This window comes from Candidatus Sulfotelmatobacter sp. (assembly GCA_036500765.1).
In the GTDB taxonomy this organism is placed as follows: Bacteria; Acidobacteriota; Terriglobia; order Terriglobales; family Acidobacteriaceae; genus Sulfotelmatobacter.
This window is the reverse complement of the sequence record DASYBM010000016.1, coordinates 286,897-299,448: the sequence shown is the minus strand read 5'-3', so window position 1 is coordinate 299,448 and position 12,552 is coordinate 286,897. Positions and strand designations below refer to the sequence as shown.

Here is a 12,552-nt window from a genome sequence, read left to right as displayed (position 1 = left end):
ATGGCGATTCACCTGTTTGTTCCACGATGGATGGATCGGTCCGATACCAATTCCCAGAATGCGAACGCCCGCGCTCTGCTGTCTCGCTTCAAAGATCCACGCGCCCGCTGGACAGCCATTTGCAGCGAAGAGCCCGCCGGGTCAATTCGACAAAACGGCGTTGAAACGCTGCGTCTTTCCGGGTCGCGCTTCTGGCAATGCGAGTTGGGCGCAGCTTACCAATCCGGATTCGATGCCGTTTTTTATCCGGGGCCGCATTGGGGGGACCAACTTGGGCTCAGGCTTCGCAGGCTCTCGGGACGGCGAAGTCCCGTGATCGCGACTCTCGAGGGCTTAATCACCTCGCCCCAGTCGATCGAGCGACTTTCCAATCTGGTCGGCCACCCGGTTTTCTCCCAACCGAACACGGACGCGGCGGTGCCGCGCCTTCGCTGGTTGTATGAAAGCGCCGATCACATCATCGCGGTCAGCCCGTTTCTCGCCCGCGCCGCCGCGTTTCTCTACGGAGATAAAGTTTCCTGTCTGCCGCTCGGTCTGGAGGCCAACATTTTCCACAACGCCGACCGGCAGGAACCTTCACGTTGCCGGATCGTGGGTTGCGGAACGGTGAAGAGTTCCAAGCATCCGCAGATGTTTCTCGGCCTGGCCGAACGTTATAAAGAAGCGGACTTCGTCTGGTTTGGCGACGGCGAAATGGTGCGGGCGCTCATGACCGAGGCGAGCCAGATGGGTCTTGAAAATCTTAGTTTTCCCGGCGCGCTTCCTCCCGCACTCTTGGCGGAAGAATTTCGTAAATCGTCGATCTTCGTCCTGCCCTCTCGTTCCGAGGGCGTTCCGAAAGTGACTCAGGAAGCCGCAGCGTGCGGCCTGCCCATTGTGTTGCACGGTTTTTTTGAAGCGCCCACCGTCGTTCACGAACGTAACGGATTGGTGGCATGGTCCGGTGAAGAACTGAGCGACTACGTCGGCGCATTGATCCACGATCCCGCCATGCGGCTAACGATGGGGCAACAGGGCGCGGCGATGGCAAGGGAATGGGATTGGGAGCGGATTGCCCCGCAGTGGGAGGATCTCATAATTCGGCTGGTCGGCTGAACTGCGCCGGTCTTCGGGACGACGCCTCTCCGGGATGACGCCTCTCAATGAGGGATTTCAAGTGCGGCTCCTCGCGCATCCCAGATCTCCTGAAAGAATTTTGAGACTTCCTGCGGACGACTGGGCGCCAGAAAATCTTCGAGCCTCGCGCTTTGCTGGGGCAGGCGACCCTCAATTCCCTCGCCCACGAGCGTTTCCAGCCGGCCCAGGTTCGCCGCAAAATGAAAAATTCCCTCATCCTCGAATTGCCGCTTATTGGGAAACCCATGCCAGCCAAAACTCACGATCGGAATGCTGTGGCGGAGGCAATCGAGAAACATCGTCGAAAAGTGGAGGACCGCCACGCAGGAACGCGCGAGCACCGCTTCAACGCCCGGCCCTTGCGAGTACGCCACCTCGGCCTGCAATCCCGCTTCTCGCTGCAATTCCTCAACGGCTTGCCGATATGCCGGAATCGTTTCGTTAGGATGCACTCGAATTGTCAGGCGGCGACGGGTCGAATGCGCCACGCGCAGCAGCGAGCGCAGAATGTCGACCAGATCCTTCCGATGATAAAGCGGGGGTACATCGTAGGGCGCCGTAATAAACAGAATGTCCTTGCATGCAACGTTCTCTTGCTGCGAAACGGCCGCGTTCGCTTCCGGAAAATTTCGTTCCGCAAAATTATGCACCACCGTCTTGCGGCGAAAATTCTCATTCACCGAACGCTGAAAGAACGCACCACGCAGCACAAATACGTCCACCGGTTCATCGGTTACGGCATACGTCCAATGCATGATGCCGTGTTGCAGCAGAACCGTGGGAACTCGCTCGGCATCTTCGCGCAGCAGCAGAACTCGTTCATCTCCCGCATTGCCGACGACGATCGTCTCCGGCCGTACGGCTTCACGCCACCGTTGCAGAACGCGATTATTGAACAACACAAACGGCAAGCGGCGCGTCAGCAGATGGCTCCACCACTCGCTATTCAACATCACCGTTCGCAACGCATCTTCGTCGGCGGTGAGGGCGGCCGCGGCCAAGGCCTCGATAATTCGGCGGCCAATCGAGCGCGTCTCTCCCAACGACGGAATGTCGGAGGTTCGCGACCACGCATACAACCAGTGCGACTTTCGTCCCACTTCGCGAAGACGCTTTCCACCCGTCCGCGGATCTTCCACCAGAAAATTCATCTTTTGCGGAAAGAACGGTTCGTAGAGCAGTCCGATTTTCGTGAAGTTGTAGGCCAGCGAATAAAACCAGATTCCGCCGCGCGGCGCGTCTTGCGCCTGTTTCCACTTGCCCGCGGCCGATACACGACGCGACCACAAGGGCAGCGCCCGGTGCAAAAACTCCGCTGGCGTTGGACGCGAGTCCCACAACTTCCGCAACGCACGCCCGCCCCGATGACTTTGTAGAATCGGCACGTCGGCAACCACCGTGTATCTCGAGCCGGTAACTTTGCGGACTTGTAACAACCGGTCAAGCCAGGGCGAATATGAGACGAACTTGCATTCCTCGAAACTCTGCGCGCGGATCCAGCGATCAAGATGAAACGCCTGCGCGATGTAACTCACCTGCTCGAGCAACAACTCTTCAAACACCTTCAGCACAGGCAGGCCATCGATTATCGGGGAACTCTGAAAAAGCTTCGAAACCAGCGCGTATGCGACCGGCAACGCCGCATCCACCGAGCCCAGCATTTTGTCCGGCCCGTAATAGTGTTCCGCGGCCTTCAGGCATGGGCTGTCCGGCGCAAATTCACACAGCAGACCGACCGTTCCTACCGCGTAAGTGGGATCGCTATCGCCCGCGTAAAGATGAAGCGTTTTCGCCATGAAAGAAATAGGGGATTGCAAGTCGTGGTGTAGAATTCGCTTCGCGAAGTATCGCAATCTTCGAATTAGCGAGCGGAAGCTAGTGAGCGGAAGACAAGCTGCGCATCGCCTTCAGTCTCCGCTCCAGCAATTCCCACTGTTCTTCGGTGTCCAAGTCGCAGGCTTCCTCTTCCGGAGAAACCACCCCCACCGTTTTCGAGCCATACAACGACCCGTGAGCCAACACCGACTGAGTCTTGGCCGCGAAAACGCTCCCGTCGCGATGGTACGCCGGCGGCAGCAATTGACGCGCCGGAATGGGATCGCTGCCCTTCATGCTCGGCTGCAACAGCCCGTCGGGGGTTTCAAAATAGACCCAGTGCGGATTGTATTCCAGCGGCACAGGCCGAACCGACACTACAGTATCCGTTTCGCCTCCCCCTAGTCGCGCCACACAACGATCGATCGTTCCTGCGCTGCGCAGCGGACTGGTGGGTTGAAGCAGGCAGATTGCATCGTAATCTTGCCCTTGGCTCCGCGACCAGCGGATGGTATGCAGGATGACGTCGATCATTGGCGTGGCATCGAGCGCCAGTTCAACCGGCCGCAGAAAAGGCACGTCGAGTCCGAGCGACTTCCCGACCTCTGCGATTTCCGGATCTTCTGTGCTGAGTAACACCCTGGAGAGGGAGCATGCCATGTGCGCGGCGCTCGCGGTATATGCCAACAGGGGCTGACCATCCAGCAGGCGGATGTTCTTTCGGCTGACACCTTTGGATCCACCACGCGCCGGAACTATGCCCAGAACCGTGGGCCCGGAAGTTTGTCCCGTCATTCGAATCAAATCGTCCGCTAGAATAGGGAAGTATAGCGGAAATATAGCCGACTCCCCAGCATTCGGCATGTCCCCTCGCGACTAAAATTGACCGCGGTTTTTAGCTGATCCGATGTTAAGATGTTGGACGAACTCTCCAGCCAACTCGGTGCGAAACAATTTCCTGCGCGACGATCAGCCCTCTTCGACCGGGGATTTTAGGTTCTAGGTGTGTACGATAGCCCTGTTTGGGCTTTGGAGCAGTCAAAGATTCGTTGAGGAGCAGCATGGATTTCGGACCCCTGGTACCGGCCAACCCCTCAGTTCGCGAGATGTATCCGAATCAAAACCTGGAGACGCAAAGCCCGCCGGGTGCGCGCCTCTATTCCGAATTCCCCACGCGCGATTCCGCACTCGGCGAATCGATCCGAATCTTGCGCAAGCGCAAATGGATCGTACTGGGCTGCCTGATCACCATTTTTTGCGTCGTCGCCATCGCCAGCCTGAAGATGACCAAGAGATACGAGGCGAAGGGCACCATCGAAATCAATAAGCCCGATGCCAGCCTCAACTTTCAGAATACCGCCACCTTCAGCCTGGATTATTTCGACCCTACCGAATTAGAAACGGACATAAAAACTTTGCAGAGCGATTCCCTCGCTCTGCAAGTGATCGGCGAACTGCATCTGTATCAGGACACGAAGTTCTCCGGCCAGGCTCCCCCTCCACCTTCGGAATCCCCCGACCTGGCGCCTGACCCACTGCAAAACGATCCTGCCCGGGCCACCGCCGCCATCGGCGATTTAAAGGGAAATTTGACCGTCACCCTGGTTCCGAATACCCGCATCATCGAGGTAAAATTCCGCAGCCCCGATCCCCAACGGGCCTCGACAGTGGTCAACACGCTGATGCGCACTTATGTCGAAAACAATTTCCAGAAACGCTATAACTCCACCTTGCAGGCCTCGGAGTGGCTAAAGGGGCAACTCGTCGATCTCCAGATGCAGGTGGAAACCTCGCAGGAAAAGCTCGTCCAATATCAGAAAGAGCACGAAATCCTGGGCATCGACGAAAAACAGAACATCACGATGTCAAAGTTGGACGAGCTCAACAAACAGCTCACCTCCGCCGAAAGCGATCGCATGGACAAGGAGGCCCTCTACCGGTTGGTCGAGTCCGGCGATCCGGACGCGATCGCCAGCAGCGCCGAAGGCCTGGATGACGGAACTCCCGGCACACAATCGACCTCGGCGCTGCTCGATCAATTGAAGAGCAAGCAGGCCGAACTTAAGATCCAGGGCGCCGACTTGAGCACCCAGTTCGGCCCGGCTTACCCCAAGCTGACTCAGTTGAACAATCAGCTGAAGGAAATCGATTCCCAGATTCAGGCGGAAATGAAGAAGGTTGTCGCCAAGGTCCGCGGCCAGTACACCGCAGCTCTACAGCGCGAGAGTATGTTGAAGGATGCCTTCGAAAAGCAAAAGCAGGAAGCCAACAAACTGAATGAAAGCGCTATCGAATACACCCTGCTCAAACAGAAAGTGGAAACCAGTCGCCAGCTGTACGAAGGTCTATTGCAGAAACTCAGCGAAGCCGACGTGTCGGCTGCGCTGAAGAATAACAATTTCCACGTCGTCGATAGCGCACAACCGCCAACTTATCCCATCGAACCAAATATCCCGCGCAACCTGATGTTTGCTTTGGTGCTCGGCCTGGCCTCTGGCATCGGCCTGGCGTTCCTGCTTGAGGGAATCGACAATACCGTTCGCACCACAGAACAGGCCCAGATGATTTCCGGCCTGGCGTCGCTGGGCATGATTCCCCTGGGCTCGAAAACTGCCCGCGATGGCCCCAACCCCAAACGCCTGGTGATCGCCACCTCCAAAGAAGCCGTCGAACTGGTGACCCAGGTCCGGCCCCAGTCGCAAATGGCAGAGTCCTATCGTGCCCTCCGTACCTCTCTTTTGCTTTCGAACCTGGGAGCGCCTCCGAAAGTCATTATGGTCACCAGTGCCCTGCCCCAGGAAGGCAAGACGACCACCAGCATCAATTGTGCGGTGGTGCTGGCCCAAAAAGGTGTGCGCGTCCTTCTCATCGACGCCGATTTGCGTCGTCCCAGCATTCACAAGACCCTCGGCATGGGCCACCACAGCGGGTTAAGCAACGTGTTGACTGGCAGCACCACTCTGGAGCATGCCATCGCCCGGACCGCAGTTCTTCCCAATTTGTACGTGCTGCCGGCGGGAACTCCTCCGCCCAATCCGGCCGAACTTTTGGCTTCGCCCAACATGCGCGATGTGCTGGTCCAACTGCGTGAACAGTATGACCATATCGTGATCGACACGCCTCCGTCGCTGTCGGTGACCGACGCCGTCGTCCTTTCCACCCGCGCCGACGCCGTCGTGCTCGTGATTCGCTCCGGCCAAACCACCAAGCAGGCCCTGCGCCGCTCCCGCGATATTCTCGTGAATGTCAACGCCAAGGTCGTCGGGGTTCTGCTCAACGCCGTGGACCTGAGTTCGCCGGACTATTACTACTATTACGAATATCAAAGCAAGTATGCCCGCTATTACCGTGAGGGAGACTCCTCCGATCATGACGAAGAAGATGACGGTGTGGCTGAAACTTCTTCCTCCTCTAGCAGCGCGTAAAAAAAAGAGCGGCGCATAAGGGCAGCGCATAGTCTGCCGCGCCTGATAATTGATTTTCCTGACTACGCAGCATGAAGATTCCTTTTGATACTCCCGGTCGCCGCTGGCTGGTCACTGCCAGTGCCCTTGCGCTGGTAGCGATATACGTCGCTCTCGCCGCGACCCGGTTCGCCGCCTCCTCGCTCGGCCGAGGCGAGGTACGAAGCGGCGACTTCAAGAGACTGCGCTGGGCCGTCCGCCTCGATCCGGGCGACGCCGAATATCGTAACTATCTAGGCGGATACTATCGAGCCTTCGCCCAGGACCTCGGCGATCTGGCCACTGCAAGGGAGTACTACCGGGAAGCGGCGCAACTCAACCCTCATTCGGCCGACTATTGGTTCGACTTGGCGGCCGTTTATCAACTGCTGGGAGATGCGTCCCGCCAGACTTCCGCCTTTGAACGGGCTATCGAAGCCGATCCCACTAAACCGACAGTCGCCTGGGAGGCCGCCAATCTCTACATGGTTCAAGGCGCGAACGAAAAGGCCCTGCGTGAGTTTCGAGTGGTACTGGCCAACGATGCTTCGCTCGCACCCTCGGCCATCCAATTCTGCTGGCGCATCGAACCCGACGTCGACGCCCTGTTACGCGACGTCGTTCCTCCTCAAAACGACGCCTACCTCGCATTTCTCGACTTGCTGGAAAAAAACAAGCCAGAGGACGGCGCGACCGTGACCGATCAGACCGCCCAGACCGCGAAGGTGTGGAACGCACTGCTTCAGACCAATCAGCCCTTCGAGCGGCGCCGTGCCGACGAATACTTCCGTTATCTGATTTTGCATAAGGACGTCGATCAGGCGGTTCGGGTCTGGCAGCAAACCGCCGATCGTTTCGGGCTCTCCAGATATTTGCCGACGGCGGGCAATCTGATCGTCAATGGAAACTTCGGCCTCAACGTTTTAAACACGGGCCTGGACTGGCAATACCAAAAGCAGGATCGGGTCAAGCTGGAACTCGATTCCAAAGACTGTCCGGACGACCGCCGGGATTTCAGGAGCGCTTGCAACGGACGGCAGGCCTTGACCGTGAACTTTGACGGCCCCGGAATCCGCGACGCCGGTATCTATCAATTGATTGCCGTCCAGCCCAATACTACTTACAATTTCTCCGCTTATTACAAGACCTCAGAGCAGCAGGGCGCAGGAGCGCCCCACTTCACCGTGCAAGACATGTACACTCTGGCAATCTATTACGAAAGCGATGACTTGAAAGACGCCGGATTTTGGACCAAGGCGGAGGGCGAGTTCACCACCGGGCCCGATTGCAAGCTCATCGTTCTCCACATCCGGCGACTTCCGGAAGGTCATCCCATCCGTGTTAAGCTCTGGATCGGCAATTTCCGTCTCACCAGAAAACCGGCGTAAACGGCGCTGCGCAACCAGAGCGCCGAGTGAATCGGACTACTGGATGAAATAAGAACAGCATGGGTTCTCACAAAAAGAAAACGACGGTCAACTTACAATCGCGCTCCGAGCAGATAGACACGATCTTGCTCTACGCAACCTTCGGATTGTTAATGTTCGGCCCCATTGCCCTGGGCGCCGTGCAGCCCTGGTCGACATTCGTGCTGGAGGCCGGTTCGGCTCTGCTCACTCTGCTCTGGTTCGCCAAGCAATGGCTCGATGGCGAACTGACCATCCAATGGAATCCGCTGTTCCTGCCCATGTCGGCATTCGGCCTTCTGATCCTGTTGCAGATGGTTCCCGGCCGCAGCGCTTATGCGCACGACACAATTTCAGGCGCTATGCTCTACTGCGCCTATGCCATGCTCTGTTTCCTGTCGGCCCAAACTTTGTTGCGCAGCTCGCAGGCCCGCAAGCTCGCTGTTATCCTTGCCATTTACGGCGTCACCATCGCCTGTTTCGCGCTGTTGCAGGATGTCGCTCCCAACGGCAAGGTGTACTGGATTGTTCATCTCAGTCACGGCGGCAGGATTTATGGCCCCTACGTGAACCACAATCATTATGCCGGACTGATGGAACTGCTGGCGCCCATCCCGCTGGTTATATCGCTAACCCGGCTGGCAAAGGAAAAGGAACGGATTGCCGCCGGCGTCGCCGCCGCGATTATGGTAGCGACCGTCTTTCTCTCCGACTCGCGTGGAGGCATGATCGCAATTTTCGTCGAACTGGTATTGTTCGTCGTCATCCTGCTTCGCCAGTTCAAAAGCGTTCGCCACAGAAAAGCTATGCAGATTGCCATGGGCGCGTTTGCTGTCGTGCTCATCGCCATGCTGACCTGGCTGGGCGGGAAAGAACTCACCTCGCGGATTTCAAGCATTTCGGCGGAAGCCCACACGGAATTCTCCGGCGGAACACGCCTCTCCATTGCCCGCGATAGCCTGAAAATGTTCCGCGAAAAGCCCATGTTGGGGTGGGGACTGCGAAGTTTTCCCGTAGTCTACCCGCAATTCCGCAGCTTCTACACCGACTTCGATATTAATGAAGCCCACAATGACTACGTGCAACTATTGTGCGAAATGGGGCTGCTCGGTTTTGGCTCGATGGTATGGTTCCTGATCGTGCTTTATCGCGCCGCGTTCCGCAAGATCGGCAACTGGACCTCGGACGTAAGCGGCGCGCTGACCTTAGCGTGCATGTTGGGCTTTTCGGGGATTCTGGTCCACAGCCTGTTCGACTTCAATCTTCAGATTCCCGCGAATGCAGCGCTGTTCTATGTGCTGTGCACCCTCGCCGCCGCCCCGCCGCTGTTCCTCCGCGCCAAGAAACGCAGGCCCGTCTCCACCGAGGAAGAAGAAACGGTGCGCGCCACCGAAGTCGTGTAACGCCGTCCGTTAGCAGGTCCAACGAAGTTGTCATCCTGAGCGCAGCCGTTTTTCAGGCGGAGCGAAGGATCTCGGGCCTAACGGGGCGGCGTAGAGCCCAACCGTAGTGACCATGAATCTCTCGCATTTTTTCCAAAAAGTGGGGATTTTGAGGGGGCTCGAACTTTGGCTAGGGCTTGGTAGGGCTCGCAGGATTGTCGCTCTTCACCAGCACCCAGGTCGTAACCCCGATAATCGCTCCCGCGCCAATACCGACCGCGAGAGGAGAATTCATGATTCCGCCGCCTGCCGCCGGGGCCGCGCCGACTCCACGTTTCTTATTTTTCTTCTTGCCATCCTTGTCGGGAGTAGCGGACGTTTCGTCGCGGGTCGTGTCCTGACCTTGCGCCAGCGTCGTCACATCCTTGCCGTCGCTAATGGTCAAGTTCCCTTTGCGGGCGGCAATCCGAACCGTACCATCGATGTCGGTGACATTAAATTCCGTCCAGGCACTGGACGCCGGCACGATTTTTACATCTCCCGCTGTGGCTGCAACTCCTTTGGAAGTCGCTACCGCTATACCGCCATGTTGAATATCGACCGACGATCCTTCGAACTGCACTAGAGAGTCGGAGAGAACCGTGATACTCGACCCGGGCTGGTTGATATTCACGACAGAATCGGAACGGGTCTGAAGGAGATCGCCGGAGAAAATAGCCGAAGTCGAACGCGGTACGTGCGCGCCATTCACCCAGGCGGCGCCGTTGCCATTGACGTAAAGCATGGCCGCGTTTGTGTCGGCCGCGAACAACGAACCGGGGAACAGTATCATCAGCACGCAACTCACCATACCGCGAAACGCGGACTTACCCATTCCCACACTCCGTTAATAACTATTTAGGTGACCGTGCACCGAATCGTATCCTCCTTAGTTGTCACCAGTCAATGCCTTTTGTGCAGGGAAAACCGTTTTCGGTGGAAAACTCAACGGTTTCGGGAATGCATTTACTCGCGGGACAAGCCGTCAGACAAGCAATTGCAGACGATTCGCTTCAGCGCCAGCGATCCACCAGACTCCACCACACCAGTCTTTGCCACTCCGCCAAACAAGTTTTCGCCCATTCCCGATGGGTCCACCAGTCCTTCCCAAATTCCGCGTCGTCGCGAGCCGCCGCCATCGAGAAATATTTCCCGTGAATCTCGTGACGAAAAATACTGAGCGCGCGGCGAGTGTGGTAATCGGAGGTGACGAGCAGAATGTGGCTGGCCGGATCTCCCGCCAGACATTTTTCCACGTCGTGCGCTTCGTCCCGCGTCGACAACCCTTCAATGGGACAGATTTGGATCGAAGCCGCCTCAGGCAGGCTCTGCACATATTCTTGCGCAATCTGCATCGTGCTCACGTTGTAAACCATTTCTGCGGTTGGAACGTCCATGAGCACGCGGGGTCCATATCCCTCCCGCAATAGCTGAAGGGCATGCGCCGGACGATGATTCGTCTCGCCGGCCAGAACCAGAATTATGTCCGATTTTTCCGGAGCGTCCACTACCAGCAACCGGCCGGCATTCGCCGTTAATGTCGTCAATATCGCGATCGATAGCAGCGCGAAAATCCACACTCGTCCGCTTGCCCGCACGTTCTTCAACAACAATGAATCCCCCTGGCCGAATTGCGGATTCCGGCTTTCCCCGCACTCCGCCGCCGAACCGGCTTATCCCTGCATGCTAAAATCGAATCGCCTTGATGCTGCTTATTCTGGCTTCATCCCGGAAATTTTCATGACCATCTACTCTGCCCCAGATACGTCGTTTGAGCAACTCAAGAGCGCGACGGTCGATCATGCGAGTGTCGATCACCCGAGCGTTGAACAATGGAAGGCCAGAATTCAGCAGCGCCAGGCCCGCATCGGCATCATCGGCCTCGGTTACGTCGGGCTTCCGCTCGCGCTCTTGTACAGCGAACAGAAGTTTCCCGTGACCGGCTTCGACATCGACGCCCGCAAGGTCGACACCCTGGCCAAAGGCGGCTCTTATATCTATCGCATCGCCACTGACGAAATTCAGGCCGCCAAGGCCAACGGATTTTCCGCCACCGCCGACTATTCGCAAATCTCCGCCATGGACGCCATCATCATCTGCGTCCCCACTCCTCTGAATGAATACCATGAGCCCGACCTCAGCTTCATCACCAACACCACCCACTCCATCGCCCCTCATCTTCGCGCCGGACAGTTGGTCGTGCTCGAGAGTACGACCTACCCCGGCACCACCGAAGAAGTAATGATTCCGATCCTCGAAAAAGAAAATAAGGCCGGCCTAAAGGCCGCGCGCAGCGCCCCTCTCACGGGAAAAGAATTCTTCGTAGCCTTCTCCCCCGAACGCGAAGATCCCGGCAACACCACGGTCGCCCGCCGCGACATTCCGAAAGTCGTCGGAGGATTAAACCCGCAAGCCTCTGCGCTCGCCGCAGTCCTTTACGGTGCTATTTTCAATCGCACCGTTCCGGTATCGTCGCCCGCAGCCGCGGAGATGACCAAACTCCTCGAAAACATTTACCGCTGCGTCAACATCGCCCTGGTCAACGAACTCAAGCTGTTGTGCCTGCGCATGGGCATTGATATCTGGGAGGTCATCGAAGCCGCGTCCACCAAGCCTTTCGGCTTTCATCCCTTCTATCCCGGCCCGGGCCTCGGCGGCCATTGCATTCCCGTCGATCCCTTCTACCTCTCGTGGAAGGCCAAAGAGTGGGATTTCCGCACCCGCTTCATCGAACTCGCCGGGGAAATCAACACCAACATGCCCTACCACGTTTTATCGTCGGTCGCGGGCGCGCTGAACGGCCACAAGAAAGCGGTAAATGGCGCGCGGGTTCTGGTGTTGGGCGTGGCCTACAAGCGCGACATCGACGACCTTCGCGAGTCACCCTCACTCACCATCATCGAACTCCTACAGAAAGATGGAGCCCAGGTCAGCTATCACGATCCCTATTTCCCTGTCATCGGCAAAGGCCGGAAGTATGATCTGCAAATGAAGTGCGCGGAACTGAAAAATCTTGCGCAGTACGATTGTGTCGTTATCGTAACCGACCACTCCGATTACGATTATCGACGCATCGTGCAGGAGGCCCAACTGGTGGTCGACACCCGCAACGCCACCAAGGGGATCGCAGACCCAAAGATTATCCACTGCTGAGGGAGCGCGCAAACACCCGGCGCGCCGCAGTTCCCCCGGCAATCTTCCCCCGGAATCTGGCCCTGGCAATCCGGCCCCGGCAATCCGGCCCGGGGAAATCTGACCCCCTGGATGTATTTTTTTGCATGGGTTCGTTGCTCCGCGCCTCCCGCGCCAAGCCAAGTTATCGTAAAATATTCCTTTGAATGGAGTTACTTC

At 57.4% G+C, this 12,552-nt stretch carries 9 protein-coding genes; 5 read left to right on the top strand and 4 right to left on the bottom strand.

The features are described from left to right. Positions 1 to 1,095: a glycosyltransferase gene (locus VGM18_18370; GenBank protein ID HEY3974978.1), complete on the top strand. Its 1,095-nt coding sequence runs from the start codon at positions 1 to 3 to the stop codon at positions 1,093 to 1,095. A 44-nt stretch (positions 1,096 to 1,139) separates the two neighbouring features. Here VGM18_18370 and VGM18_18365 read toward each other — a convergent pair whose 3' ends face one another. Together VGM18_18365 and VGM18_18360 are read right to left on the bottom strand one after the other, a co-directional pair. Next, a complete protein-coding gene (locus VGM18_18365) occupies positions 1,140 to 2,912 on the bottom strand; it encodes a hypothetical protein (protein ID HEY3974977.1) in 1,773 nt (590 codons plus the stop codon). Positions 2,913 to 2,991: 79 nt separating this feature from the next. Beyond that, on the bottom strand, positions 2,992 to 3,726 hold the full coding sequence (locus VGM18_18360; GenBank protein HEY3974976.1) for an acylneuraminate cytidylyltransferase family protein: 735 nt from the start codon (positions 3,724 to 3,726) through the stop codon (positions 2,992 to 2,994). Positions 3,727 to 3,992: 266 nt separating this feature from the next. Between VGM18_18360 and VGM18_18355 the strand changes: the two genes are divergently transcribed. From VGM18_18355 to VGM18_18345, 3 genes are all read left to right on the top strand, one after another. Beyond that, the gene (locus VGM18_18355) at positions 3,993 to 6,356 is read left to right on the top strand and encodes a polysaccharide biosynthesis tyrosine autokinase (protein HEY3974975.1); all 2,364 of its coding nucleotides are present in this window, start codon (positions 3,993 to 3,995) and stop codon (positions 6,354 to 6,356) included. 71 nt (positions 6,357 to 6,427) lie between these two features. After that, the gene (locus VGM18_18350) at positions 6,428 to 7,762 is read left to right on the top strand and encodes a carbohydrate binding domain-containing protein (GenBank protein HEY3974974.1); all 1,335 of its coding nucleotides are present in this window, start codon (positions 6,428 to 6,430) and stop codon (positions 7,760 to 7,762) included. A gap of 59 nt (positions 7,763 to 7,821) precedes the next feature. Continuing rightward, positions 7,822 to 9,183, top strand: coding sequence for an O-antigen ligase family protein (locus VGM18_18345; GenBank protein ID HEY3974973.1), 1,362 nt, complete (start codon positions 7,822 to 7,824; stop codon positions 9,181 to 9,183). Between the two features lie 169 nt (positions 9,184 to 9,352). Here VGM18_18345 and VGM18_18340 read toward each other — a convergent pair whose 3' ends face one another. Then, positions 9,353 to 10,036 (bottom strand): hypothetical protein, encoded by a 684-nt coding sequence (locus tag VGM18_18340; GenBank protein HEY3974972.1) that lies wholly within the window; start codon positions 10,034 to 10,036, stop codon positions 9,353 to 9,355. 178 nt (positions 10,037 to 10,214) lie between these two features. Further along, entirely contained in the window at positions 10,215 to 10,814 is a 600-nt protein-coding gene (locus VGM18_18335; protein ID HEY3974971.1) for a YdcF family protein, read from the bottom strand. Positions 10,815 to 10,941: 127 nt separating this feature from the next. Here VGM18_18335 and VGM18_18330 point away from each other — a divergent pair, with 127 nt between their 5' ends. Then, positions 10,942 to 12,354, top strand: coding sequence for a nucleotide sugar dehydrogenase (locus tag VGM18_18330; protein ID HEY3974970.1), 1,413 nt, complete (start codon positions 10,942 to 10,944; stop codon positions 12,352 to 12,354). The last annotated feature ends 198 nt before the right edge of the window (positions 12,355 to 12,552 follow it).

Coding starts and splice junctions, on each gene's coding strand:
- VGM18_18370 (HEY3974978.1), top strand. CDS start 1: ATGGCGATTCACCTGTTTGTTCCACGATGGATGGATCGGTCCGATACC.
- VGM18_18365 (HEY3974977.1), bottom strand. CDS start 2,912: ATGGCGAAAACGCTTCATCTTTACGCGGGCGATAGCGATCCCACTTAC.
- VGM18_18360 (HEY3974976.1), bottom strand. CDS start 3,726: ATGACGGGACAAACTTCCGGGCCCACGGTTCTGGGCATAGTTCCGGCG.
- VGM18_18355 (HEY3974975.1), top strand. CDS start 3,993: ATGGATTTCGGACCCCTGGTACCGGCCAACCCCTCAGTTCGCGAGATG.
- VGM18_18350 (HEY3974974.1), top strand. CDS start 6,428: ATGAAGATTCCTTTTGATACTCCCGGTCGCCGCTGGCTGGTCACTGCC.
- VGM18_18345 (HEY3974973.1), top strand. CDS start 7,822: ATGGGTTCTCACAAAAAGAAAACGACGGTCAACTTACAATCGCGCTCC.
- VGM18_18340 (HEY3974972.1), bottom strand. CDS start 10,036: ATGGGTAAGTCCGCGTTTCGCGGTATGGTGAGTTGCGTGCTGATGATA.
- VGM18_18330 (HEY3974970.1), top strand. CDS start 10,942: ATGACCATCTACTCTGCCCCAGATACGTCGTTTGAGCAACTCAAGAGC.